The sequence below is a fragment of the Hoeflea sp. YIM 152468 genome, assembly GCF_029210485.1.
In the GTDB taxonomy this organism is placed as follows: Bacteria; Pseudomonadota; Alphaproteobacteria; order Rhizobiales; family Rhizobiaceae; genus Hoeflea.
In genome coordinates, this window is sequence record NZ_JARGET010000003.1 from 15,006 (window position 1) to 40,660 (window position 25,655).

General features: G+C 61.0%; 24 protein-coding genes. 8 read left to right on the plus strand and 16 right to left on the minus strand.

The genetic code is table 11. The annotated features are described in order from the left end of the window. Nucleotides 1-99: 99 nt before the first annotated feature. The gene (locus PZ897_RS00405) at nucleotides 100-744 is read left to right on the plus strand and encodes a ribonuclease HII (RefSeq protein WP_275749294.1); all 645 of its coding nucleotides are present in this window, start codon (nucleotides 100-102) and stop codon (nucleotides 742-744) included. Between the two features lie 155 nt (nucleotides 745-899). Here PZ897_RS00405 and PZ897_RS00410 read toward each other — a convergent pair whose 3' ends face one another. The 9 genes from PZ897_RS00410 to PZ897_RS00450 all read right to left on the minus strand — a co-directional run bounded on the left by PZ897_RS00410 (nucleotide 900) and on the right by PZ897_RS00450 (nucleotide 8,320). Continuing rightward, nucleotides 900-1,379 (minus strand): F0F1 ATP synthase subunit B, encoded by a 480-nt coding sequence (locus PZ897_RS00410; RefSeq protein WP_275748885.1) that lies wholly within the window; start codon nucleotides 1,377-1,379, stop codon nucleotides 900-902. A 15-nt stretch (nucleotides 1,380-1,394) separates the two neighbouring features. Further along, nucleotides 1,395-1,979, minus strand: coding sequence for a F0F1 ATP synthase subunit B (locus tag PZ897_RS00415; RefSeq protein WP_275749296.1), 585 nt, complete (start codon nucleotides 1,977-1,979; stop codon nucleotides 1,395-1,397). A 66-nt stretch (nucleotides 1,980-2,045) separates the two neighbouring features. Continuing rightward, nucleotides 2,046-2,273: a F0F1 ATP synthase subunit C gene (locus PZ897_RS00420; protein WP_045648097.1), complete on the minus strand. Its 228-nt coding sequence runs from the start codon at nucleotides 2,271-2,273 to the stop codon at nucleotides 2,046-2,048. 65 nt (nucleotides 2,274-2,338) lie between these two features. Further along, nucleotides 2,339-3,088, minus strand: a complete 750-nt coding sequence (locus tag PZ897_RS00425; RefSeq protein WP_275748888.1) for a F0F1 ATP synthase subunit A — start codon at nucleotides 3,086-3,088, stop codon at nucleotides 2,339-2,341. 37 nt (nucleotides 3,089-3,125) lie between these two features. Continuing rightward, on the minus strand, nucleotides 3,126-3,479 hold the full coding sequence (locus PZ897_RS00430; RefSeq protein ID WP_275749297.1) for an AtpZ/AtpI family protein: 354 nt from the start codon (nucleotides 3,477-3,479) through the stop codon (nucleotides 3,126-3,128). 430 nt (nucleotides 3,480-3,909) lie between these two features. Then, nucleotides 3,910-5,091: a cell wall hydrolase gene (locus PZ897_RS00435; RefSeq protein WP_275748890.1), complete on the minus strand. Its 1,182-nt coding sequence runs from the start codon at nucleotides 5,089-5,091 to the stop codon at nucleotides 3,910-3,912. Between the two features lie 280 nt (nucleotides 5,092-5,371). After that, nucleotides 5,372-6,877, minus strand: a complete 1,506-nt coding sequence (gene der, locus PZ897_RS00440; RefSeq protein ID WP_275748892.1) for a ribosome biogenesis GTPase Der — start codon at nucleotides 6,875-6,877, stop codon at nucleotides 5,372-5,374. A 49-nt stretch (nucleotides 6,878-6,926) separates the two neighbouring features. Beyond that, complete coding sequence (locus PZ897_RS00445; RefSeq protein WP_275748894.1) at nucleotides 6,927-7,598, minus strand: tetratricopeptide repeat protein; 672 nt, start codon at nucleotides 7,596-7,598, stop codon at nucleotides 6,927-6,929. A 131-nt stretch (nucleotides 7,599-7,729) separates the two neighbouring features. After that, on the minus strand, nucleotides 7,730-8,320 hold the full coding sequence (locus PZ897_RS00450; protein WP_343217431.1) for an NnrU family protein: 591 nt from the start codon (nucleotides 8,318-8,320) through the stop codon (nucleotides 7,730-7,732). 129 nt (nucleotides 8,321-8,449) lie between these two features. Here PZ897_RS00450 and PZ897_RS00455 point away from each other — a divergent pair, with 129 nt between their 5' ends. Next, a complete protein-coding gene (locus tag PZ897_RS00455; RefSeq protein WP_275748896.1) occupies nucleotides 8,450-8,785 on the plus strand; it encodes a TraR/DksA C4-type zinc finger protein in 336 nt (111 codons plus the stop codon). 183 nt (nucleotides 8,786-8,968) lie between these two features. After that, complete coding sequence (locus PZ897_RS00460; protein ID WP_275748897.1) at nucleotides 8,969-9,982, plus strand: polysaccharide deacetylase; 1,014 nt, start codon at nucleotides 8,969-8,971, stop codon at nucleotides 9,980-9,982. Nucleotides 9,983-9,993: 11 nt separating this feature from the next. On the opposite strand, the gene sbmA is transcribed toward PZ897_RS00460, so the two are convergent. From sbmA to PZ897_RS00475, 3 genes are all read right to left on the minus strand, one after another. Continuing rightward, the gene (gene sbmA, locus PZ897_RS00465; protein ID WP_275748899.1) at nucleotides 9,994-11,322 is read right to left on the minus strand and encodes a peptide antibiotic transporter SbmA; all 1,329 of its coding nucleotides are present in this window, start codon (nucleotides 11,320-11,322) and stop codon (nucleotides 9,994-9,996) included. Nucleotides 11,323-11,509: 187 nt separating this feature from the next. Continuing rightward, nucleotides 11,510-13,120, minus strand: coding sequence for a BCCT family transporter (locus PZ897_RS00470; protein ID WP_275748901.1), 1,611 nt, complete (start codon nucleotides 13,118-13,120; stop codon nucleotides 11,510-11,512). Nucleotides 13,121-13,286: 166 nt separating this feature from the next. Continuing rightward, nucleotides 13,287-14,510: a YbfB/YjiJ family MFS transporter gene (locus PZ897_RS00475; protein ID WP_275748903.1), complete on the minus strand. Its 1,224-nt coding sequence runs from the start codon at nucleotides 14,508-14,510 to the stop codon at nucleotides 13,287-13,289. Nucleotides 14,511-14,653: 143 nt separating this feature from the next. Here PZ897_RS00475 and PZ897_RS00480 point away from each other — a divergent pair, with 143 nt between their 5' ends. The 5 genes from PZ897_RS00480 (at nucleotide 14,654) to xdhC (ending at nucleotide 21,295) form a co-directional block, all read left to right on the plus strand. Further along, complete coding sequence (locus tag PZ897_RS00480; RefSeq protein ID WP_275748905.1) at nucleotides 14,654-15,427, plus strand: 3-hydroxybutyrate dehydrogenase; 774 nt, start codon at nucleotides 14,654-14,656, stop codon at nucleotides 15,425-15,427. Next, nucleotides 15,424-16,533 carry a patatin-like phospholipase family protein gene (locus PZ897_RS00485; protein ID WP_275748906.1) on the plus strand — a complete coding sequence of 370 codons (1,110 nt, stop codon included), beginning with the start codon at nucleotides 15,424-15,426 and terminating at the stop codon, nucleotides 16,531-16,533. The genes PZ897_RS00480 and PZ897_RS00485 overlap by 4 nt, the downstream gene beginning before the upstream one ends. A 98-nt stretch (nucleotides 16,534-16,631) precedes the next feature. After that, complete coding sequence (xdhA, locus tag PZ897_RS00490) at nucleotides 16,632-18,116, plus strand: xanthine dehydrogenase small subunit (RefSeq protein ID WP_275748908.1); 1,485 nt, start codon at nucleotides 16,632-16,634, stop codon at nucleotides 18,114-18,116. Between the two features lie 2 nt (nucleotides 18,117-18,118). Further along, the gene (xdhB, locus tag PZ897_RS00495) at nucleotides 18,119-20,476 is read left to right on the plus strand and encodes a xanthine dehydrogenase molybdopterin binding subunit (RefSeq protein WP_275748910.1); all 2,358 of its coding nucleotides are present in this window, start codon (nucleotides 18,119-18,121) and stop codon (nucleotides 20,474-20,476) included. Nucleotides 20,477-20,479: 3 nt separating this feature from the next. Further along, the gene (gene xdhC / locus PZ897_RS00500; protein ID WP_275748912.1) at nucleotides 20,480-21,295 is read left to right on the plus strand and encodes a xanthine dehydrogenase accessory protein XdhC; all 816 of its coding nucleotides are present in this window, start codon (nucleotides 20,480-20,482) and stop codon (nucleotides 21,293-21,295) included. A 127-nt stretch (nucleotides 21,296-21,422) separates the two neighbouring features. On the opposite strand, the gene ugpC is transcribed toward xdhC, so the two are convergent. From ugpC to ugpB, 4 genes are all read right to left on the minus strand, one after another. Beyond that, the gene (ugpC, locus tag PZ897_RS00505) at nucleotides 21,423-22,445 is read right to left on the minus strand and encodes a sn-glycerol-3-phosphate ABC transporter ATP-binding protein UgpC (RefSeq protein ID WP_275748914.1); all 1,023 of its coding nucleotides are present in this window, start codon (nucleotides 22,443-22,445) and stop codon (nucleotides 21,423-21,425) included. A gap of 6 nt (nucleotides 22,446-22,451) precedes the next feature. After that, complete coding sequence (gene ugpE / locus PZ897_RS00510) at nucleotides 22,452-23,288, minus strand: sn-glycerol-3-phosphate ABC transporter permease UgpE (RefSeq protein ID WP_275749301.1); 837 nt, start codon at nucleotides 23,286-23,288, stop codon at nucleotides 22,452-22,454. An 8-nt stretch (nucleotides 23,289-23,296) separates the two neighbouring features. After that, nucleotides 23,297-24,178, minus strand: coding sequence for a sn-glycerol-3-phosphate ABC transporter permease UgpA (ugpA, locus tag PZ897_RS00515; RefSeq protein WP_275748916.1), 882 nt, complete (start codon nucleotides 24,176-24,178; stop codon nucleotides 23,297-23,299). 62 nt (nucleotides 24,179-24,240) lie between these two features. Next, entirely contained in the window at nucleotides 24,241-25,551 is a 1,311-nt protein-coding gene (ugpB, locus tag PZ897_RS00520; protein WP_275748918.1) for a sn-glycerol-3-phosphate ABC transporter substrate-binding protein UgpB, read from the minus strand. Between the last annotated feature and the right edge of the window lie 104 nt (nucleotides 25,552-25,655).

Genomic DNA, 25,655 nt, shown 5'->3' on the forward strand with positions numbered 1-25,655 from the left:
CACCCGCCCCGTCATGGCGGTCCGGCGCCCGCGCGGCATCCCGTCCCCAGCCGCCGGGCCTTGCAGAGGATCGGGCGGGTGTGCGAGCTTCGCCGCAACATGGCTCGTACCCCGCCCGATTCGCTGTTTCCCGACTATCCTGCGATGCCCGATTGTCGCTTCGAGACGCATCTTGTCCAAACCGGTTTTCCGCTGGTGGCCGGCCTCGACGAGGCCGGACGCGGGCCGCTGGCCGGACCGGTGGTGGCTGCAGCCGTGATCATCGATCTTGCCTGTTTGCCTGAAGGACTCAATGATTCAAAAGCCGTGAAGCCGGCCATGCGGGAGCAGTTGTTCGAAGCCATTCTGGCCTCGTGCCTGGTGGCGGTCGGCAGTGCGTCGGCGCGCGAAATCGAGGCAACAAACATCCGGGCGGCAAGCCTGACTGCGATGCGGCGGGCGCTGTCCGCTCTGGCCGTCAGGGCCGATTACGCCCTGGTTGATGGCCGCGACCTGCCCCCTGGCCTGTCGTGCCCCGGCCGGGCCTTGATAAAAGGGGACGCGCGCTCCCTGTCCATCGCCGCGGCCTCGATCATCGCCAAGGTGACCAGGGACAGGATGATGACACGGGCCGCGCACATCTATCCTGCCTATGGTTTCGAGCAGCATATGGGCTACGGCGCGCCCAGGCACCTCCGGGCAATTGCCGAGCACGGCCCGTGCCCGCTGCACCGGATGACGTTCCGGCCGCTGCGTCAGGACTGAACCGGACCCGCCGGCAGATCAGCCCGGCAGATCAGCAAAGGCCTCCTGGCCACACACCCACCAGGCCGACCGGTGGCCCTGTTGCGGAGCATCGTGAGACAAAAAAAAGGCCGGGACATCATCCCGGCCTTCAAATTCAATGCCTCAGTTCGATCTCAGTTGAGACGAGACTTCAGCTCGCCAAGCGAGGCCTTGAACAAGCCGTTCGAGGCCTTGCTGTCAATCTTGGCTCCGATCAGCTTTTCAGCCGCAACAATGGCCAGATCAACTGCCGAGGCGCAGACCTCGTTGATTGCCTGGGATTCGGCCTGCTGGATCTTCTGCTCAGCCATCGCAGTGCGGCGGCTGACATATTCCTCGGTCCTGGTCTTGGCTTCTTCGCGCAGGACCGCGGCTTCCTTCTCCGCGGCGCTGAGAATGCTCTCGGCTTCGGAGACGGCTTCCTTGCGCTTGCGCTGATACTCGGCCAGCAGTTGCTGGGCTTCCTCGCGCAGCTTCTTGGCTTCCTCAAGTTCATTGCGGATCTGATCGGCGCGCTTGTCGAGTGCGCCGGTGATCATTGCCGGCACCTTCACATAAGCGACGATGGCCAGAAAGATGACGAGACCGGCAAATGCCCAGAATGTAGCGTCCATGATCGTCTTCCCTGCTTATTTGCCCGACGCGGCACGGATCGCCGCTGCGATCTCGGCTTTTGTCACGGTACCGCCCAGAAGATGCTGGACCACATCGGATGCGGCATCCTCGGCAATGGTGTCAACGTCTGCCAGCGCCTTGGCCTTGATGGCGGAAATGCTCTTTTCCGCCTCAGCCATCTTGGCACCCAGCTCGGCCTCGGTCGACACCCGCTCTGCTTCCGCAGCAGCCTTGGCCTTTTCCCGAGCGGTTTCGGCAATGACTGACGCTTTCTTGCGTGCGTCCGCCAGTTCCTGCTCGTAAGCAGCAATGGCGGCGTCACCCTCTTCCTTCAGGCGATTGGCTTCGTCGAGATCCTGTGCGATCCGGTCACGCCGGTGCTCCAGAATGCTGCCGATGCGCGGCACGATGACCTTGGACATGAACAGATAGAACAAGCCGAAGGTGATCGCCAGCCACAAGAGCTGCGATGCGAAGGTCGATGAATCAAAGGGCGGGAACACGCCGCCACCCTGGGCATCGCCCTCATGTGCGCCGGTTTCCGAAATGGTCCCTTCGGTGGGGTTGGACTCGGCATAGGCCGGGGTCACAACGAACATGGTCACCTCCAGATGAAATGCCACGCCGGGACTCCGGCGTGGCAAGCCTAACTCTTCAATCGTCGATTAGACGGCGAAAAGAAGAAGGAGAGCAACGAGCAGCGAGAAGATGCCCAAGGCTTCGGTCACGGCAAAGCCGAAAATCAGGCGGCCGAACTGGCCGTCCGCTGCCGAAGGATTGCGCAGGGCGCCTGCCAGGTAGCTGCCGAAGATGTTGCCCAGGCCAATGCCTGCGCCGCCCATGCCGAGGCATGCGATGCCGGCGCCGATGTACTTTGCTGCTTCTGCTTCCATGATTAAACTCCTTTGGAATGGGATAGATGCGATTTTTCTGGCGGCGAACCGCCGGTGATCTGTTCCTAGTGGCCCGGATGCAAGGCGTCGTTGAGGTACATGCATGTCAGCACCGCAAAGACATAGGCCTGAAGGAAGGAGACGAGAAATTCGAGACCGGTCAACGCCACCGTCATTATCAGCGGCAGAATGGCGGTACCAACGCCCAGCGCACCCATGCTGCCGAGCGACACGACGAAGCCGGCGAAGACCTTGAGCGTGATATGGCCGGCCAGCATGTTGGCGAACAGACGCACCGACAGGCTGATCGGACGTGAAAGAAAGGAGATGACCTCGATGAAGACCACCAGCGGGATCAGCACGCCCGGCACACCCTGGGGAACAAAGACCTTGAGGAAATGCAGGCCATGCTTCCAGAAACCATAGACCACCACGGTGCCGATGACGAGCATGGCCAGCGCGAAGGTGACGATGAGATGGCTGGTGATGGTGAAAAAGTAGGGGAACATGCCGATCAGGTTCGCCACCAGAACGAACATGAACAGCGAGAACACCAGCGGGAAGAACCGCATGCCCTGCGATCCGGCCCCGTCGCGCAGCATGGCGGCGACAAATTCATAGGACATTTCTGAGATCGACTGGAGCCGTGAGGGAACCAGGCCGCGATTGGCCGTGGTGAGAAACAGGAATCCGGCGGCCACAGCAACTGTGCCGACCATGAACAGCGAAGAATTGGTGAAAGACAGATCCATCCCGCCGATTTCGATGGGGAGGAGATTCTTGATCTGGAACTGGCTAATCGGATCGTTTGACACCTAAAACCTCTTTCTCGCCATCCGGTCGAACCGGATATTACTTCCCGTCGTCTTCATCGCGCGTTCCCGACCGTCCAGCCCGGCCCGAACCCGGCTGGGCTACCGCGCCGGTCGAGCGCAGAACATTCAGCACCCCGGCACAAAACCCGAGTAGCAGAAACACGATCAGTCCCCAAGGCGACGTGCCGAGAAACCGATCGAACAGATACCCCAGCAGCACGCCAACGACCACGCCGGCGATGAACTCGCTCGACAGCTTGACCGCAAGCGCATAGCCCTTCGAAGCTTCCCTGTTGGCGTTTGCATCCGGCTCCACCTTGCGGCGGGCGTTCAGCTGTGCATCCAGGCGCTCACGACGGGCTTCCAGGCTTTCCGACCGTTCGACTTCCATGTCATCGCTCCGGCTCGGCTTTTCCGAACCTTCAGAACCGCGCTTTTCATTCATGATGCGCTCCCCTGACTTGCCAGCGACGACCCGAAAATGACCGTATCGAAGTCGGGCGCAACATAGTTTTAGGTCAGTTCATAGTCAAGGCGGACAAAGGCCTTAGTGTGTGAGGTTTTTCCTCATAAAATTCAATTGTTTACGAAGCCGGATCCACCACCCGCGACAGAAGTATCAGAAAAACTTGGCGGACAGCGTCAGACTCACGCAGACCGCGACGCTGCCAACAGCTTGCAAACCGCAATGCTCGGCACGGCAAAGAAGGCAGGCCAAAACACCCCTGCCGGTCCGACATTGGAGGAAGCTGCAGGCAAACATGGTGGGCAAATCCGGCAGCACCCGGGTCACGAGGGTCAGCGGTTGTCCTGCTGTCGCCTCAGGACCAGCCGCCACCATAGGTGATATAGAAGATGTGGAGACCTATCTGGCCGACCTTGCGCATTTTGCGCGCCCAGGGCGGGCTGACATAGGTGGCGTGATAGTGCGTGGAGGAACCGACTTCCTCGAGCCAGATCTTGCCGGCGGTGGTCGCCAGGGCGATCTCTTCAGCCATGTTCCAATGCTTGGGCGAACGGACGCGGTCCTTGATCCCGTCGCACGCGAATGAAAACTGGCACCGGTTGCGCCAGGATTTATTCTGGTAGACAACGCCGCAAATGGTGTCTGGATAGGTTGGATTGCGGACCCGGTTGAGAACCACCTGCGCAACAGCCGCCTGCCCCTTGACCGATTCGCCCCGGGCCTCGAAATAGATGCCGGCGGCGAGACACCGCTGCTCGGCTTCCGAGAAGGCGTTTGCCGGCAGAGCCGTTCCCGCCCATTCATGGTCGTATTTGCCTATCGGCGGAATGAACCGGCCGCGCTTGGTCTCCTCGCGCAGCACGGAACTGAACGGGGATTGCTTGGCATAATCCGGCGTTGGCGGCGCATAGGCGGTGGCGAGAATGTCTGGATTGTCGTTGGTCACCAGGCTTGCCAGCATGGCGGGCAGCTGCTGTTGCTCGCTCTTGTGCTTGCCCTTGGCATAGAACGCGGTGGCGATCTCCAGCTCCTTGCCGCGAATTTCAGGCTTGAGGAAGGCCATGGCGTTCTTGATATCGATGGCGGGATCGAGAAGGTTTGATTGCCGCTCGAGCACAGAGCCTGCGGAAAAATCCTTCGGCGGCTGCATCGGCGCCACGGTGATGACGCGGCCTTGCTTGAGATGACGGGTCACACGCTCGGCATCCGGACGAGGATCCGCAGCACCGATTTTTCCCATGAAAGCGATCTTGTCGCCATTGGGCAGGGTGACCCCGGCTCCGGATGCGGTCGAAGACGTCAGGATCGGATCGGCAAATTCCAGCTCAGCCGCCTGAATCGAACCCGCCGGAGAAGCGGTGAGAAAAGTTTTCCATCGCGCATCGGCTCCCTCGCTGCCAGCCAGCATGGTGGCCATGTCGGCATGAGAGGTGACCGTTGGTGTGGACAAGAATGCGGCCAGGCCGAAAGCTATGGGCGCAGACAGACGGCACAGCAGGGAATGGCCGCTGCCCGACAAATGACGTTTCTGACGCAAAACAACAACTCCGCAACTCAAGACGCTTACAAGGTACTAAGCTTGAGAATGGAGGATTAACCTTGATGGAGCGTTAATGGGCGGCCGGGCAGCGCTGCTTGAGTGAGCAACGCCTAATTTAGACGGGATGGAAACCGGAGCCGAGGCTCGATCAGCATAAGACAAGCGCGTCGCATCAAACCGGCTCCGGGTGACGCACTTTAGGCTCTTTGTTTCTGCATGTCGTTGTCGCAAAACCGCTGCACACTTTTGCGCGTCAGGCATTTTTGCGCGTCAGGCATTAGGAGCGCTTCTTCGGACCAAGTTTTCCCGAGGCCAAGCGTCTGGCTGACTTTTTCGGCATCACCGAAGCCCGCTTGGGTTTGCCATCCTTGGACGCATAGGGATTGTCGCCTTTGCGATAGACCACCCGCACCGGAATTCCGGGCATGTCGAAATCCTTGCGCAGCGAATTGACCAGATAACGGGTATAGGATTCAGGCACCGCTTCAGGCCGGGTGCAGGAAATCATGAATCCGGGCGGCCGCGACTTGATCTGCGTCATGTATTTGAGCTTGAGGCGCCGTCCCGACACGGCCGGCGGCGGGTGATGGCCCTGGGTGTAATCAAGCCAGCGGTTGAGCTTGGCGGTCGAAACGCGCTTGTTCCAGGTCTTGTGGACGAAGGTGATGTTTTCCATCAGCCGGTCAAGTCCATCGCCGGTCTGACCGGCAACCGTGACGGCGCGAATGCCGCGTATCTGCGGCAACAGACGTTCGGTCATTTCCCGCAACTCAGCGAGCTTTTCCTGGCGGTTCTCGATCAGATCCCATTTGTTGAAGGCGATGACCGGCGCCCTGCCCTCGCGGACAACCAGGTCGGCAATCTGCAAATCCTGCTTTTCAAACGGAATGGTCGAATCCAGCACGATCACCACCACTTCGGCAAAACGAATGGCGCGCAAGGCGTCGGCAACCGACAATTTCTCCAGCTTTTCCTGGACGCGCGCCTTGCGGCGCAATCCGGCGGTGTCAAACAGCTTGATCTTGCGGCCCTGCCACTCGAAATCGACGGCGATCGAATCACGGGTGATCCCTGCTTCCGGCCCGGTCAGGAGCCGCTCTTCGCCCAGGAACCGGTTGATCAGCGTTGACTTGCCTGCGTTGGGGCGGCCGACAATGGCCACGCGCATCGGCTTGGATTCGTCATATTCGGGGCCTTCATCCTCATCATCGGCGTCGCCGGGAATCGGAATGTCGACATCGGTAATGGCCTCGCCCAGCGAGTCATGGCTGGATGGAAAGCAGCGCTCTTCGCCGAAAGCCGCGACAATCGCATCACGCAGGTCAAGCATGCCGCCGCCATGCTCAGCCGAGATCGGGCACGGTTCGCCCAGCCCCAGCCGGAAGGCATCGTACATGCCTGATTCAGAGCCCTTGGCTTCGGCCTTGTTGGCGACAAGAACCACCGGCTTGCCACGTTTTCTCAAGATATCGGCCAGCAATTCGTCCGCAGGTGTCAGGCCGGCCTTGGCGTCGATCAGAAACAGCGCGCCGTCGGCTTCGTCCATCGCCGCCTCGCTTTGCGCCCGCATGCGGCCTTCAAGCGTTTCGGGGCCGGCAACTTCCAGTCCGGCGGTGTCAATCATGCGGAAGCGCAGATCGACCAGCTTGGCGTCACCTGGACGGCGATCGCGGGTCACGCCCGGCGTGTCGTCAACCAGCGCCAGCTTGCGGCCGGCCAGCCGATTGAACAATGTGGACTTGCCAACATTGGGGCGTCCGACGATAGCAAGCGTAATGCTCATGAGTGATCCTTGCCCGAAGGCGTCGTCAGGGTCGACGTGAACGGCGCGGTCAGGATGCGCCGCCCTTTGCGGCGATCATGTCGAGCATGAGGCCGGCACGTGCCTTGATGCCGTTTGGTGTTTCACTGTCTGCGGCGATATCGCCAAACCACTGCGAAGCCTGTTTGAGCTCGCCGGCCTTGTAGGCGGAAATGCCCAGCGCTTCACGCGCGGAATGGCGCGCCGGATTGCCCGGAACCGCCAGCACTTCGACCTCCGCCGACACTTCGGCATAGGTGCCGTTGTCGATCAGCAGGTAGGCAGCACGCAGACGGGCCGCGTCGCGAAGGGCGACAGGCTGCGACGCATCCTTGCCGATCGTGGAAAAGACCGAGATTGCCGCTGCGGTATCCCCCTTGTCGGCCTGGACCGTCGCGGCACGCATGCGCGCCAGCACCGGATAGGAACCATAGCCGGTCTTCTCCAGGTCCTGAAACTCAGCCAGCGCTGCATCGGCATTGCCGCCGCGGGCCTTCTCCAGGGCTGCAAGGAAAACATCCCCAGACCTGGCTGCGGTGGTTTCCTGCCAGTACTCCCAGCCGCGCAAACCGGCCGTGACCGCCACGATGCCGACCGCAGCGGCGAGGATGAGGAAACGAAACCGCTTCCACAACGCCTTCATGTAATCTGAACGGAGGTCTTCATTGACCTCGCGGATGAATGTTGAATTGTCGTCAGCCATGGCGTCACCGGCAGGAGCCGGCCCTCTCGAATTCTTGCCGCAAGCGGCGTTGTGTGGGGCCTTCTAGCCGATTTTGCGGCTTCTGTAAGGGGGGGCGGCTTGGAAAGCGCGGCGCCACCCCGCCAACCCGCTCAGATTCCGAGAATCGGCGGCACCCCGATGAGCCATTTGTGCAGCACTGTGATGAACAGCAGATAGAGGATCAGACCACCCGCTACCGCGATGACATCCCATTTCACCGGCCCGGCGACGGGATTGCTGGTGATTCCGGCCCGCAACCGCTTTTTCTCCGAGATCCGGTCAACGACGGCCCAGGCCAGCAATGCGCCAAACAGCACGATCGACGCCAGATCGCCATTGACCAGCAGATGGGCCAGTGCCCAGATTTTCACGCTGAGCAGCATCGGATGCTTGACGGCAGCCTTGATACGGCCGGGCGGCACTTGCGACGCCACCAGAAGGATCATCGCCGGAAGCATCAGCAATGCCACGACATGGCTCATCCAGGACGGCGCGAGCCAGAACACCAGCGGATCCTGCCGCGCCATGCCGTAGCCCCAGACCAGAATCACGAATCCGACGATGGCAACCAGCGAATAGATGCCCTTCCAGAGGTTCAGCCCCCGGGCGTCAATCTGCGCGGCCCGGAACTCCGGCGCCACAATCCGAACCGAGTGAATGCCCAAAAACAGCACCAGTCCCACAACAAGCCAGGTCATCATTCGTCTCCCCTGTTGCCGCCGGGCTTACCTCGTCGGCGCGTTTGGCCAACCATAGCCCGGACCCGCCCGGATGAGAAGCGACCCGCTTGCGCATTTGTACTGGGGCTCGATCTCGGTCATCATGGCTTGATGGAACCCGATCTTGACGCCGCACGACGACGGCTGAGCGAAAAGAAGCTGGATCTTGAACGCATGTCGGTGATGAGCGAAGCCGCGCGTGCGCCGGTGGCGCTTGACCAGCAATCGGTTGGCCGGCTGTCGCGGATGGACGCCATGCAACAACAGGCTATGGCCGAGGCGCAGGAACGGGCCCGCAAACGCGATCTGGTTCGCATCGAGATGGCCGAACGGCGGCTGGCCGACGGTGAATATGGCTGGTGTGCCGACTGCGGCGAGGCGATACCGGACAAGCGGCTGGAGATCGACCCGATGGCGGAAAAATGCGTTCGTTGTGCGTCTGCCTAAAACGCGTCGCATCAAAGCGGTTCCGGGTGACGCCCTTTAGGCTCCTTGTTTATGCATGTCGTTGTCGCAAAACCGCTGCACAGTTTTGCGCGACCCGCATTAGATGCTTCACACCCGTGCCGCATTTGACGGGCACAGGATCGCAATCTGTTTTCAGTCAAGCGTAAAACCGGGTTGCCAGACATGATGAACCGCTCTGCCCTTTTCGGGCGCACCACACCCTCGCTCTTGTGTGCCGCAGTCCTGCTGACACCCGCGACCGGCCTGGCAGCCAGTCCGGCAGCAACAGCCACGGACGGTGCCGAACAACTGGTGGTGATTTCCTTTGATGGCGCTCATGACAACGCCCTTTGGCAGCGGAGCCTCGATTTGGCCGAGCGCAGCGGCGCGCGGCTTACCTATTTTCTTTCCTGCACCTTTCTGATGACCAGGGCGGACCGCAAAAACTACACCGCGCCGGGGCATTCGCCGGGCCGCTCGAATGTCGGGTTTGCTCTCAATCAGGCCGATGTACAGACCCGTCTCGGCCACATCTGGTCGGCCTATCAGGCAGGTCATGAGATCGCCAGTCACGGTTGCGGACACTTCGATGGCAAGGCCTGGAGCAAATCCCAGTGGCTGTCCGAATTCGCCCAGTTCGATGCCGCCCTTGCAGATGCGTGGCGCAACAATGGCGCCGTGCAGCCGCCGGGCTGGTCCCGGTTTGCCAGGTCCGGGATCAAGGGATTCCGCGCGCCCTATCTGTCAACCGGCGACGGGCTGTATGCGGCCCTGGCCGAGCATGGCCTCGCCTATGACGCCAGCGGCGTTTCCAACGGCGTCGCCATGCCGGACACCAGCCGGCCGACCGCCCGTTTCGCGCTGCCGCTGATCCCGGAGGGGCCCAGAGACCGCCCTCTCATAGCAATGGACTACAATCTGTTTGTCCGGCACTCGGCCGGCATTGAAACCCCGTCGCACGCAAAGCAGTTCGAGGCGCGGACGATGGATGCCTTCAGAGCCGCGTTCGAGGCCGAGTACACCGGCAAGAGGCGGCCGTTGCAGCTCGGCTTCCACTTCGTCGAGATGAATGGCGGCGCCTACTGGAATGCGCTTGAGCGCTTCGCCCTGGAGACCTGCGGGCGTCCAGGGGTTGCCTGCGTGACCTATCAGGACGCCCTGCGCCGGCTGAACAACGCCGGCGATTCGGCGAGCTGAACCCGGCGCTGCTATCTTTTCGGATCTTCCAGCGTCTGCACCGCGTCGGGACCGCCGTGGCCGGGGGCAGGATTCGGCATCGACTGGGCAAAACCATTGCCCTGGCTCGAAAGATAGTTCTTCTCGATATCCGACAGATCCTGGCCCCTGAACACGGCTTCGAAGGCGTGCAGACGTTTGTAGATCGAGATCAGCTCGACAATCGTGGTCCAGGAGCTGACCAGAAACTGGAACGAGCTGGACACCTGACCGAAAGCGGTGAGGATCTGCTGCCAGATCCCGAGCGTGATCTTGCCCGCAACAATGGTCGGCACCAGAAGGACACTCACATAGATATTGTCGGCCTGGAAATAGAGGCTGCGCGCAATGTTGAAATACATATAGTGGAAATAGAGCCGGAAATAATTCTTCCGGACATTGTCAAACAGCTCGACCACGGTGGCCGGCTGGGCGCGATCCGCATTGTCTTCGCCATAGACCAGTTCCTTGCGGTAGGCGGCCTCGACGCGCTGGTTCTTGAACTCGAGTCCCGGCAGCTTGATCCCGACAATAGCCAGCAACCCGGTTCCGAAGGCCGCCCAGAACAGCAATGCGGTGAACAGGGCGTGCGGGATTTCGCCGACCAGCGGCAGCTCCGTCACATATTGCGACAATCCCCACAGCACCGGCAAGAACGCCACCAGCGTCATCAGCGCATCGACAAAGGCCACGCCGAGACCTTCCATGATCGAGGCGAAGCGCATGGTGTCTTCCTGCACCCGCTGGGATGCCCCCTCGATGTGGCGCACACGGGTCCAGCGTTCCATATAGAAATCATTCATCGCGGTGCGCCAGCGGAAGACATAATGACTGACGAAAAAGCGGGTAATGACATAGACGCCGAGGGAGACAAAGGCGATCTGGGCGAAGATCAGAAGCAGGCCATAGAGATCGGCCGAACTCACCGTACCGTCCCCGGTCAATGCCTGCTGGAACTGGTCGAAAAACGGGCGGCGCCAATTGTTGATGGCGACCGAGACCTGCACGCCGAAATAGGTGCTGAAGAGAATGAAGATCGAGCCGGGGATCGACCAGAGCTGCCATTTATGGGGTGAAAATCTGAACCAGAAGGCCGTGAAGATCAGCGACCAGACGGCGTAGAAGCTATAGAACCAGAGAAATGACGGGGTGTAGAAATAATACAGACCGACAATCGGTTCGCCTTCGGCCGCCGGCAAGTCAAAGCCCAGGGCTGCGCCGACGGAATCACCGATCGTGTACCAGATCAAGATACCCAGCCCGGCCCATATCAAAACTGACGGAAAGAAAATTTTCGGCTTCGGAAAGAATGATTCGAACACTGGGCGTGGATCCTGTGTATGGGCCTGCCTGACAGGCCATGATTCGTCAGCAATAGGGCGAATAGGTAGGGCACCGCGAGAAATACGGCAATCCGAACCGCATCCCGTTCACACCATTGTGCAAAAACAATGGCCCGCCCCCGGCTGGACGGGAGCGGGCCAAAGATACCAGCGTGATCTCTCGGGTTTACTTGCCCTTGAGCATCCGGTGCTCTTCCATCAGGCCCTTGTAGGTGGACCATATCATCAGCAACAGCAGGGCCGCGAAGGGAACGCCCGTCGCCACGGCCGCCGCCTGCAGCGCGCCGAGACCGCCGCCGATCAGCAGAACGATGGCGACAAGACCTTCGAACGTTGCCCAGAACACACGTTGCGCCACCGGTGCGTCGACCTTGCCGCCGGCAGTGATGGTGTCAATGACCAGCGAACCGGAATCCGACGAGGTGACAAAGAACACGATCACCAGCACGATGCCGATGAAAGACGCGATCTGCGTCATCGGATAGCTTTTGAGCATCTCGAAAAGCATCACTGCCTGATCGGAATTGGCAACAACTTCATTGCCCTGGTTGATGACCTGATCGATGGCTGCGCCACCAAAGGTCGACATCCAGATGATGGAGACAATCGTTGGCACCAGGATCACGCAGGTGATGAATTCGCGCACAGTGCGGCCGCGCGACACGCGGGCGATGAACATGCCGACAAAAGGCGACCAGGAGATCCACCAGGCCCAATAAAAGGCGGTCCAGCCATGCATGAAGTTGGTATCTTCACGCCCGAACGGATTGGACAGCGGGATGATTTCCCTGACATAGGCGGCCGTGTTTTCAAGTATCCCGGTGACGATGAACACGCTTGGACCGGCGATCAGAATGAAGCCCAGCAGAATGAAGGCCAGCACCATGTTGATTTCCGACAGCCGCTTGACGCCGGCATCGAGACCGGCCACCACGGAAACCAGCGCCACGGCGGTGATCGCCAGAATCAGAATAATCTTGGCAGTGTCGGTGATTTCGATCCCGAAAAGAAAATTGAGACCGGCCATCGCCTGCTCGGCGCCGAAGCCGAGCGACGTGGCAAGACCAAACAGCGTTGCGAAAACGGCCAGTGTATCAATGACGTGACCGGGCCAGCCCCAGACACGTTCGCCGAGCAACGGATAGAATGCTGAGCGCAGGGTGAGTGGCAATCCACGATTGTAGGAAAAGAACGACAGAGCCAGCGCGACCACGGCATAGATAGCCCAGGGATGAAGGCCCCAATGGAAAATTGTCGCCGCCATGGCGTTGGATCGGGATGCATCCGCATCACCGAGCGCACCGGCAAGCGGCGCCCAGTCGGTCCTGACTCCATTCTCAACCACGACGCCGCCAAATGAGCTGGCATAGTGCGAAAGCGGCTCGGAGACGCCGAAAAACATCAGGCCGATGCCCATGCCGGCTGCGAACAGCATCGCAAACCAGCCCATATAGGTGTAGTCCGGAGAGGCATCGACGCCGCCCAGACGAATGTTGCCCAGCGGCGTGACGATAAGTGCCAGACTAACCAGGACGAAGATGTTTCCGGCCATCAGCAACGGCCAGTCGAACATGTTGGTCAGGGCCGGACGAAGCCAGCCGAAGAACGCCGTGGACGCCTCGCCGAACATCAGTGTCAAAATCACAAATGCCACAATGACGACCGCGGACACAAAAAACACTGGATTGTGGACGTCCAGTCCCAGAACTTGAACGTTGTCCTGGCCGGCCTCAAAATCAGAAATCGGCTCCGGGATTGTTGTTTCACTGTCGGACATATGCATTCCCCCTTTTTTGCTGATGCCACCGTGACCGGTGCATCGGCTCCTCAATAGCATTAGGACAGCCAGAAGATAAGGTGTTGTGGCGACCGACCAGCAATCAATGGCTCATCTGCGCCATTTCAGCTCAAAGGCTCGCTGTTGCATGTGGAAAACCTGCGACTCAGGCGGTAGATTTGCCAAATACCAGCACAATAGCCCCCGAGACCAGCAAGCCCGCGGCTGCGGCCAGGCTGGCCCAGGTGTAGCTGCCGGACCAATCAGCAAGGTAACCGGCAACGACCGGCCCGAGTATCTGGCCAGTGCCGAACGCTGCGGTCATCAGAGCCAGTGCGCGGCGCGGACTTTCGCCGGCAAGCTGGCGACCGAGCTGAAGCCCGAAGGCGGTGACCATGATGAAGGTGGCACCCAGCAGCACCCCGCCGATGACAGGGCCGGCGGGCAAGGGCACCAGAACGCTGGCCGCGACACCGAGCGCTTCGACCAGGCAGCCGGCCGCAAACACATTGCTCAGGCCGATGCGGCGGACAACCGGCCACCAAGCGGCAACCGAGGGCGCGGCAGCCAGACCCGCCACCAGCCAGACACCGGCTTCAAACAGCGACGTGCCGCCGCCATCGCGGACTATAGCGACGAGAAAGGTCGCCGTGACGATGTAACCAAAGCCGAAAACGCCATAGGCGAAGGTCAATGCCAGAAGCGCCGGTGTCCAGAGCAGCGGCGGCTCCTTCTTGGCCGGCCCGATTCGCACCACGTCGCGCGGCAGAGAGCGGTGGATGACGAACAGGCTGGCGAAAGCCAGCAGCGCCGCCATGATCCAGGCCGCACGCCAGCCACCATCGGCCAGAATGATCGCCCCGAACATGATGGCCGAGATGATGATGCCGACACCGACACCACCGAAGTGGGAAGACTGGACCCAGGGCTTGCCTGCCGCCAGACCATGCGACAGCACGATGGCCGAGGTGAAAACCATCACAAAAGCGCTGGCGAGGCCCGCAAGGAAGCGGATTGCCGCCAACATAATGACATTGCTCGCCAGCCCCATGGCCAGCAGCAGCAGAGCTGTGGCCAGCAACCCCAGCAGCGCCACCTTGCGCTCGATGCCTTCCGCCCAGCCATAGGCCGCCAGCACAGCGCCAAGCAGATAGCCGGCATAATTGGCCGAAGCGATCCATCCGGCCTCGGTTGGTCCAAGCCCCAGACCAGCCATCATCGCCGGAAGCACCGGAGTATAGAAGAACCGGCCGAGCCCCATCGCAACCGCCATCGCCAGCGCGCCGGCCAGAGCGGCGGGCAATGCGGGCGTGACGCCGGGATTTGCATCGGTTCGGAAGCGCGGGGAATCGGGCATGCGGACACTGGCCGTGGCTTGGTCAAAGATCATCCTGCATGAACCGGAAATGCCGGACTGGCAAGCACGGCCGTCCGTGGGCCGTGCCGATTTGGTGTTCCTCTCCAGAAATTGATTGGAACTTTTTGCCCCTGCGGCTATTTTTTGCATTGCAACATCAACCAAAGGACGTTCCCATGAAAACCGTGATCGTGACCGGCTCCACCAGTGGCATCGGTCTTGGAATCGCCGAAGCGTTTGCTTCTGCCGGGCACAATATCGTTCTCAACGGCTTGGGAAGCGCAGCCGAGATCGAAGCCACCCGCAGCCGGCTGGCCGGCCTCGGCGCGGGCGATGTGCTGTTTCATGGCGCCAACATGCTCAAGCCCGATGAGATTGCCGATCTTGTCACAACCGCGGCGGCGAAATTCGGCAGCGTCGATGTGCTCGTTGCCAATGCCGGCATTCAGCACGTCGAGAAAATCGAGGATTTCCCGCCCGAGAAATGGGACGCGATCATCGCAATCAATCTGAGTTCGGCATTTCACCTCATCCGCGCGGCGATGCCGATCCTGAAAGAGCAGAAATGGGGCCGGATCATCTCGATCGCATCGGCCCACGGGCTGGTGGCTTCGCCCTACAAAAGCGCCTACGTGGCCGCCAAGCATGGCATGCTGGGCCTGATCAAGACCGTGGCGCTGGAAGGCGCCGAATGCGGGATCACCGCCAACGCGATCTGCCCCGGCTATGTCGAGACCCCGCTTGTCACCGGCCAGATCGCCGACACGGCGAAGGCCCGCGACATGAGCGAGGAGGACGTGATCAACGAGGTCATCCTCAAGGCACAACCGACCAGGCAGTTCGTCCAGGTGAGCCAGATTGCAGCGCTGGCTGTCTATCTGGCCTCGGACCAGGCTGCCCAGATCACCGGAGCCGCCTTGCCGATGGACGGCGGCTGGACCGCCCAATGAGCAGCAAAGAGCAAAGACCCACGGCCAAGACCAAAGGCAGTTCCCTCAGCACGATCAACCTGGCGCTTCAGGGCGGAGGCTCGCACGGCGCCTTTGCCTGGGGGGTGATCGACAGATTGCTCGATGAGCCCGACATCGAGTTCGAAGGCCTGTCCGGCACCAGCGCCGGCGCCGTCAATGCGGTGGTGCTGGCGCATGGCCTGATGAACGGTGGCCACAAGGGTGGGCAGGCAGCGCTGGAGGATTTCTGGCACAAATCGAGCCGTTCCGGCTCCGGCTGGTCGCCATTCGGACCGATGCCCAAGTCCGGCCTGCCCGGCATGGATATGTTCGCGGCGGCAACCCATGCCATGCTCGACACCATGACGCGGACCTTTTCGCCCTACGACCTCAATCCTTTCAACATCAACCCGCTTCACGACCTGCTGGCCGACAGCGTCGACTTTGAGGGATTGCGCGCGCACAGCGCCACCAAGCTGTTTGTCAGCGCCACCAATGTGCGCAGTGGCCGGGTCCGCGTGTTCCAAGGCAGCGAAGTCAGCGCCGACGCCGTGATGGCGTCGGCCTGCCTGCCGTTTTTGTTCAAGGCCGTGGAAATTGATGGCGAGCACTACTGGGATGGCGGCTACATGGGCAATCCGGTGCTCTATCCGTTCTTCTATCAGTGCGAAAGCCGTGATGTGATGATTGTCCACGTCAATCCGATGGAGCGCCAGGACGTGCCGATGACGGCGCCCGACATCATGAACCGGATCAACGAAATCTCGTTTAACTCTTCCCTCGTTGATGAAATGCGGGCGATCAACTTTGTCACGCGGATGATCGAGCAGGATTGGCTCAAGGATGAGCACAGGAACCGGCTGCGGCAAATTCTGATCCATTCGGTGCGCGCCGACGCCGCCATGGAAGGGCTTCCGGTGTCGTCGAAGTTTGACGTGAGCTGGCCGTTCCTGACCGATTTGCGCGATCGCGGGCGCAGCGCTGCGGACACCTGGCTCAAGATCAACCGCGACGATCTGGGCAAAAAGTCGACTGTCAACCTGGAAGGTCAGTTTCTTCGCATGCACAGTTCAACGCCCGTGGATCCGCTTGTGGTTTCTGATTGACCGGCTTTGCCTGAAACAGCTGAAAGTGTGGACCGCTCTTCCCCCTGCTGCCACGGTGGGCTAAGTTTTGTCCAATTGGTCCAGTTTTTAGAGGCGACATGGCGCAGTCCCACCGTACATTCATCCGATTCCTGCTCAACGACCGCCCGGTGGAGCTCTCAGGCTTTGCGCCGGACCTTTCGTTGCTCGACTGGCTTCGGATCAATCAGCGCCTCACCGGCACGAAGGAAGGGTGCGCCGAAGGCGATTGCGGTGCCTGTACGGTGCTGGTCGGCCGTCTCGACAACGGCATCCTGACCTATGAGACGATCAATGCCTGCATCCGCTTTGTCGGCTCGCTTGACGCCACCCATGTGGTGACCATTGAGCACCTCAATCGCCCCGATGGCGCGCTCAGCGCCGTGCAACAGGCGATGGTCGACAATCACGGCTCGCAATGCGGTTTCTGCACGCCCGGAATCGTGGCTTCGCTGCACGGCCTGTGGCTTTCCGATCCTGAACCGACGGAAGCCGACATCGAGCGGGCGTTGCAGGGCAATCTGTGCCGGTGCACCGGCTATGAACCCATCGTCAAAGCCGCGGTTGCGGCGGCGAAAACGATTCCCTCCGAAGACAATGACCGGCTGGTCGCCGGCTATGCGACGACGATTGCAACGCTTACGGATTTCGCCGATGGCGCCCGCGTCACCATCGACAGCGAGCGCGGAACGACGTTTCTGCCCGCCGATGTGGACGACCTGGCAGATATTTACGACGCCAACCCGGATGCCACGATCGTGGCCGGGTCGACGGATGTCGGGCTGTGGGTGACCAAGCACATGCGCGAGATCGCGCCGGTGATCTTCATCGGCCATCTTGCAGGGCTGCAGCAGATATCGTTTGACGAAACCGGCGTGACGCTGGGAGCCGGAGTGTCCTACACCGCAGCCCGCGGCGCACTGATTGCAGCGTTTCCGCAGATGGCCGAGATCTGGGACCGGATCGGCGGCGAGCAAGTGCGCAACATGGGCACCGTCGGGGGCAATATCGCCAATGGCTCGCCGATCGGCGACACCCCGCCGCCGCTGATCGCGCTCGATGCCTCGGTGACCCTGCGCAAGGGCAAAGCCCGCCGCACGCTGCCGCTCGAAGCCTTCTTCATCGAATATGGCAAGCAGGACCGGCAGCAGGGCGAGTTTGTCGAAAGCATTGCCATTCCGGCACTGGATGAGGACGCCTTTTTTGCCGTCTACAAGATTTCAAAGCGCCGCGACGAGGACATTTCGGCCCTGTGTGCGGCCTTTCATGTCACAACCGATGCGCAAGGGCTGGTGGTTTCAGCCCGGCTCGCCTTCGGCGGCATGGCCGGCACGCCCAAGCGGGCGCCGACCGCGGAAGCGGCACTGATTGGCCAGCCCTGGTCGTGGGACACGATCCAGATCGCGCGGGCAGCCCTGGCCGAGGACTTCCAGCCGCTGTCGGACTGGCGGGCAAGCGCGGATTACCGGATGCTCTCGGCGCAGAATCTGATGATCCGTTTTTTCCTTGAAACCTGCGGCGCACCGGTTCGCATCGAGCGCCACCCGGCACTGGCGGAGGCCTGACCATGGACGCACCCGCACCCCGCAGCAAGGCCGAAATTTCCGGCGGCGCACACACCAAGCGCGAGCATGATTCGGCGCACAAGCATGTCACCGGCAGCGCCGACTACATTGACGACATGCCCGAGCCGGCCGGCACCCTGCACGGCTATCTCGGCCTGTCGGACCGGGCGCATGCGAAGATCACCTCACTTGATCTCGATGCAGTCCGGTCAGCCGACGGCGTGATCGCCGTTCTGACCGCCGAAGACGTTCCCGGCGCGAATGACATCTCGCCCTCCGGCCGCAATGACGAGCCGGTTCTGGCGACGGGTAAAGTTCTGTTCCACGGACAGCCGCTGTTCGCCGTCATCGCCGAAAGCCGCGACCAGGCCCGCCGCGCCGCCAAGCGCGCCATCATCAGCTATGAAGACCTGCCGCATGCCATCGACGTGCGCGCGGCGATGGACGCGGGCTATCGGATGGTCACCGAGCCCATGAAACTCGCACGCGGCGATGTCGATGCGGGCCTTGCCGCTGCACCGCTCAGGCTCAAGGGCGATATGCGGATTGGCGGGCAGGATCATTTCTACCTCGAAGGCCATATCGCCATGGCTATTCCCGGCGAGGATGACGAAGTCACCGTCTGGTCGTCGACCCAGCATCCGAGCGAAGTGCAGCATATGGTGGCGAATGCGCTCGGCACGGTGTCGAACGCCGTGACCGTGCAGGTGCGGCGCATGGGCGGTGGCTTTGGCGGCAAGGAAACCCAATCCAACCAGTTCGCTGCCATTGCTGCAATCGCGGCGAAGAAGCTCAACCGCGCGGTGAAGCTCCGGCCCGACCGCGACGATGACATGATCATCACCGGCAAGCGGCATGATTTCGTTGTCGATTACGATGTCGGTTATGACGAGACCGGCCGCATTCACGCGCTGGACGCGTGTTTTGCGGCGCGGTGCGGCTTCTCCTCGGACCTTTCGGGGCCAGTGACCGACCGGGCGCTGTTTCACGCCGACAATTGCTATTTCTACGAAAATGTCCGCCTGGTCTCGAAGCCGATGATGACCAACACGGTTTCCAATACCGCCTTTCGCGGCTTTGGCGGACCGCAGGGCATGCTCGGTGGCGAGCGCGTCATCGAGGAAATCGCCTATGCGCTGGGGCGTGATCCCCTGGAAATCCGCAAGGTCAATTTCTATGGCGGACCCGGCCGCGATGTCACGCCCTATCACCAGACGGTGGAAGACAACATCATCGAGCGGATTGTCGACGACCTGGAAACCTCGTCAGAGTATCAGACGCGCCGGGCGGAAATCATCGCCTTCAACCAGACCAGCCCGGTGGTCCGGCGCGGCATCGCGCTGACCCCGGTCAAGTTCGGCATCTCCTTCACGGCCACCTGGTTCAACCAGGCCGGGGCTCTGGTGCACGTCTACCAGGATGGCTCGATCCACCTCAATCACGGCGGCACCGAGATGGGCCAGGGGCTCAACACCAAGGTGGCGCAGGTGCTGGCCGAAGAGTTCCAGGTCGATCTCGACACCATCCGGATCACGGCGACCACAACCGGCAAGGTGCCCAATACATCGGCCACCGCCGCGTCATCGGGCACCGATCTCAACGGCATGGCGGCCGCCAATGCGGCGCAGCAGATCAAGACCCGGCTGATCGCCTTCGCCGCGGAGAAATTCCACATTCCGGAAGATCAGGTGGTGTTCGAACCCAACCATGTGCGGGTGGGCAACGAGTTGATGCCGTTTGGCGATTTCATCAAGCTTGCCTATCTCGAACGGGTTCAGCTTTCCGCCGCCGGGTTTTACAAGACCCCCGATATCCATTGGGACCGCGCCAGCGGCAAGGGCCGGCCCTTCTACTATTACGCCTATGGCGCAGCCGTGTCGGAAGTCTCCATCGATACGCTCACTGGTGAGTACCAGGTCGACCGGGTCGACGTTCTGCATGATGCCGGGCGCTCGCTCAATCCCGCACTCGATATCGGCCAGATCGAAGGCGGGTTCGTCCAGGGCATGGGCTGGCTGACCACCGAGGAACTGTGGTGGGACGACAAGGGCCGGCTCCGGACCCATGCACCCTCGACCTACAAGATCCCGCTCGCCTCGGACCGGCCCAAAATCTTCAATGTCAAGCTGGCTGAGTGGGCCGAGAACCGCGAGTTGACGATCAGACGCTCCAAGGCGGTGGGCGAACCACCGTTCATGCTGCCGATTTCCGTGCTCGAGGCGCTTGGCATGGCCGTGGCCTCGATCGCCGACTATCAGGTGTCGCCACGGCTCGACGCGCCGGCAACGCCCGAGCGGGTGCTGATGGCAGTCGAACGGCTCAAGGCCCTGGCTGCTGACGACGAAACGAGCCGGATCTGAGCCATGGCGCGTCTCGCCGCCTATCTCGATTTTGCAGCACGGGCCGGCACCCCTTACGTGCTGGTCCGGGTCGTCGAGGCCAAAGGCTCGACGCCGCGCGACACCGACGCCTGGATGCTGGTTTCGGCCGGCGACAGCTTCGGCACGATTGGCGGCGGCCGGCTGGAACTCGAAGCCATCGACCAGGCCCGCAAAATCCTGGCCGGGGGGACCGTCACACCGATGGCGCTGCCTTTGGGCCCGGCTATCGGTCAATGCTGCGGCGGGCATGTGACACTGTCTTTCGACATTATCCCTGCTTCCCGGTCTGGTGAGATCGAGGCTCTGGTCGAGGCCGAAGACGCCGGCAATCCCGAGGTCTGGCTGTTCGGCGGTGGCCATGTCGGCCGGGCGCTGGCCAGCGCTTTGCTGCTGTTGCCGGTCAAGCCGCATGTGGTCGAGTCACGGGCGGACGAGCTCGACAGAACACCGCACGGCGCCAAACGGCATTTGACCGCCCTGCCCGAAAGCCTGGTGGGCACCATCGCGCCGGGAAGTGCTATCATCGTGCTGACCCATGATCACGCGCTGGATTTCCTGATTGTCTCGGCAGCCCTGGCGCGCAACGATCTGGCCCAGGTGGGCATGATCGGGTCCGACACCAAACGGGTCACCTTCGAGCATCAATATGTCCGCGAAGGCGGTGAAAAGGCCCGGCTTTCAAGGCTGGTCTGCCCGATCGGCCGCAAGATCGCCGACAAGCGGCCGGAAGTCATCGCCGCCACAGTGGCTGCCGACATCATCGCAGCGCTTGCGGACTGGCAAGAGACCAACCCTTAAGCGACAGGCCTGAAGCACAGGCTCCCGCGCCCGTCGTGCGCCGGGGTGACAGCGCAGTTCTGTGGCGGAACGGCTAATCAGCCGCCAGCAAAGAGTGGCCACGACAGGGCCCCCTCACCACCGGTGATCATGTGTCGACACGGCGGCCAGAGGCATCGAACCCCATAATGCGCTTCGGGTCGATCTTCAGACCAACGCGGCTGTTGTCAGCGGGCAGCCTGGTCTCGCCATCAATCCGCACCACCAGCTGGTCGCCCGCCGCGGTCACGCCATGGACCAGGGTTTCGGCGCCGAGCGGCTCGCAGAAGGCGACATCGAAGTCGATCAGGCCGGCGCCGGGGGCTACGAGGTCGATGTGTTCGGGCCTGACACCGATGACCGCGCCGGGATCGAGCGGGCCGCTGCCAGGCCGAATGTCGTGGCTCAACACATTCATTGGCGGCGAGCCGATGAAGCCTGCGACAAACAGGGTCGCCGGATTGGCGTAGACTTCGAGCGGCGCTCCGACCTGTTCGGCGACGCCGTCATTCATGACGATCATGCGGTCAGCCAGGGTCATGGCCTCCACCTGATCGTGGGTGACGTACAGCGCCGTCACGCCAAGCTTGCGCTGCAGCGCCTTGATCTCCAGACGCATCTGCACCCTGAGCTTGGCATCGAGATTGGAGAGCGGTTCGTCGAACAGGAAGACAGCAGGCTTGCGCACAATTGCCCGGCCCATCGCCACGCGCTGGCGCTGACCGCCGGAGAGTTGCCGCGGCTTGCGATCGAGATAGGGCTCAAGCTCCAGCATCCGCGCGGCCTCATTGACCCGGGAGACTATTTCGGACTTGGGGACACGGGCGATCTTGAGGCCATAGGCCATGTTGTCGAAGACGCTCATATGCGGATAGAGCGCGTAGTTCTGGAACACCATGGCGATGTCGCGTTCCCGCGGCTCGAGCTTGTTGACGGCACGGTCGCCAATGTAGATGTTGCCCGAGGTGATGGTTTCGAGGCCCGCGACCATGCGCAGAAGCGTTGACTTGCCACAGCCCGACGGCCCGACAATGACGATCAACTCGCCATCGGCGATTTCCGCGTCGATGCCGTGAATAACCTCGGTGCGACCGTAGCTCTTCCTGATCGCTTCAAGTTTGATTTCAGCCATGGGAACTCATTTCTCGCTTTCGACCAAACCCTTGACGAAGAGTTTTTGCATGCCAAGCACAACCAGCACCGGCGGCAGCATGGCCAGCATGGCGGTTGCCATGATCACCGGCCATTCGACGGTCTGATCGCCTGTCGGCAACATTTGCTTGATGCCCATGATCACGGTGTTCATGGACGGATCGGTGGTGATCAACAACGGCCAGAGATACTGGTTCCAGCCATAGATGAACAGAATGACGAAGAGGGCTGCGATGTTGGTGCGCGACATCGGCAGCAGGATATCGAAGAAGAAGCGGACCGGGCCAGCGCCATCGACACGGGCGGCCTCGGTCAGCTCGTCGGGAATGGTCATGAACAGTTGCCGGAACAGGAAGGTTGCCGTCGCCGAGGCGATCAATGGCAGAATAAGCCCGGAATAGCTGTTGAGCAGACCCAGGTTTGCCACCACCTCGTAGGTCGGCACGATCCGGACCTCGACCGGCAGCATCAGGGTCATGAAAATCAGCCAGAAGAAAAACATCCTGAAGCGGAACTTGAAATAGACGATGGCATAGGCCGACAGCAACGAAATGACGATCTTGCCAATGGTGATTCCGAGCGCCATCACCAGCGAGTTGACCAGCATCTGCCAGACCGGGGCAACGCCACCGGTCATCAGCGCCTCAAGATAGTTGTCGAACAAATGCGGTCCGGGCAACAGCGGCATCGGTGGGCGGACCAGTTCGTCCTGGGTCACGGTGGAGGCGACAAAGGCGATCCAGATCGGAAAACAGATCACCGCAATACCCAGAATCAACCCGCCATGGGTGAGCCAGGTTCCAATCCCTCGTTTTTCAACCATGCCGCTCATCAGTAGTGCACCCGTCGTTCAATGAAGCGGAACTGAACCACCGTCAGGACCCCCACAAGCACCAGCAGCACCACAGACTGAGCCGCTGACGAGCCCAGATCCTGGCCCACGAAGCCATCGGCGAAGACCTTGTAGACAAGGATCGTGGTCGATTGCTGCGGGCCGCCCTGGGTAATGGTGTGAATAACACCAAACGTGTCAAAGAACGCGTAGATGATGTTGACCACAAGCAGAAAGAACGTCGTCGGTGACAACAGCGGAAAGATGATCGTCCAGAACCGGCGCCAGAAGCTGGCACCGTCAATCGCCGCCGCCTCGATGACGCTTTTCGGAATCGCCTGCAGGCCGGCGAGGAAAAAAAGGAAATTGTAGCTGATCTGTTTCCAGGCCGATGCGGCGACGACCAGGGCCATGGCCTGGCCGCCATCAAGATTGTGGTTCCAGACATAGCCTACCTGGAACAGCATCCAGGCAATGATGCCGGTGAACGGGTTGAACATGAACAGCCACAATACGCCGGCGATCGCCGGCGCCACGGCATAGGGCCATATCAGAAGGGTCCGGTATGCACTTGATCCCTTGATGACACGGTCGGCCAGCACCGCCAGCCACAGTGCAAACGACATCGAGGAAACGGTCACCAGCACCGAGAAGACCGCCGTGGTGAGGAAGGATTCGCGATAATAGCGATTGCCGAACAGATACTCGAAATTGCCCAGTCCGACGAACTGGGTCTTGAGACCGAAAGGGTCCGGGATGAAGGCCGACTGGTAGATCGCCTGCCCCGCCGGCCAGAAAAAGAAGACAAAGGTGACGAGCAGCTGCGGGGCGACCAGCAGATAAGGCAGCCAGCGGTTGCTGAATACGACACGCTTTTCCATGAATCACCGAACCGGAAGAGTAAGACCGGCGGAGCAATGGATGCTCCGCCGGGTTAACGATGTTAGCGGTTGGCCTGTTCGAACCGGCGCAGCAGTTCGTCGCCGCGGGAGACGGCTGAATCAAGCGCGTCCTTTGCCGATTTCGATCCGTTCCAGACGCCTTCGAGTTCTTCATCGATGATGCCACGGATCTGGTCGAAGTTGCCCAGACGAATACCCTTGGAATCAGCAGTCGGAGCCTTGCCGGTCATCTGGATGATGGAGATGTCGGTGCCGGGGTTTTCGTCATAGAAGCCCGACGCCTTGGTTGCCTCGTAAGCGGCCATGGTGATCGGCAGGTAGCCTGTATCCTGATGCCACTTGGCCTGGATTTCCGAGCTCGAGAGGAAATTGAAGAACGCGGCAACGCCCTTGTATTCCTCAGCAGTCTGACCTTCCATGACCCACAAGGATGCGCCACCGATGATGGTGTTCTGCGGCGCCCCTTCAACATCGCTCCAGTAAGGCAGAGGCCGGATGGCGAAATCGAACGTGGCTTCGTTCTTCACACCGGCGTAGCCAGCCGATGATTCGGTAAACAGCGCACATTCGCCAGCGCGGAACGGTGCGCCACCTTCGTTGCGACGGCCCGAATAGATGAACTTGCCATCCTTGGCCCACTGGCCAAGCGTTTCGATGTGCTTGACCTGAACGTCGCCGTTGAAGGTCAGTTCTGTGTCAACGCCGGCAAAACCGTTCTCTTTCGAAGCGAAAGGAACGTTGTGGTAGGCGGAAAGTGTCTCGAGATGGACCCAGCTCTGCCAGGCAGTCGTCAGCGGGCACTTGTTGCCCGATTCCTTGAGCGCATCCAGAGCTGTTCCGACCTGCTCCCAGGTCGACAGATCCATCTCCGGATCAAGACCGGCAGCCTTCAATGCGTCCTTGTTGACGTAGAGAACCGGGGTCGACGAGTTGTAGGGCAGCGACAGCATCTGACCGTCGGTGGTGGTGTAGTATCCTGCCACGGCTGCAAGATAGGCCGACTGATCGAAGGGCAGGCCCGATTCGTCCATGACTTCGTAGACCGGCTTGATCGCGCCCTTGGCGCCCATCATCGTGGCAGTGCCGACTTCGAAAACCTGAAGAATGTCAGGCTGTTCGCCGGCACGGAATGCGGCGATGCCGGCATTGAGAGTCTCGGAGTAGTTGCCCTTGTTGGTGGCGACCACGACGTACTCGTCCTGCGACGCATTGAACTTGGAGACTTGCTCGTCGAGCAGCTCGCCGAGACGTCCGGTAAAGGCGTGCCAGAAATCAACCTGAGTGGCGGCGCTGGCTGGTGCAACGCTTGACATGAGTGCGGCGAGAACGCCGGAGGCGATGATTTTTTTCATTTGAACTTCCTTTCAAACTGGGAAACGCATGGAAACGAACGTCACCCGAAAGCGAAACGTAACCTCAGCAGTTTTAATGCGCAATTGGAAACAGCTATGTGACA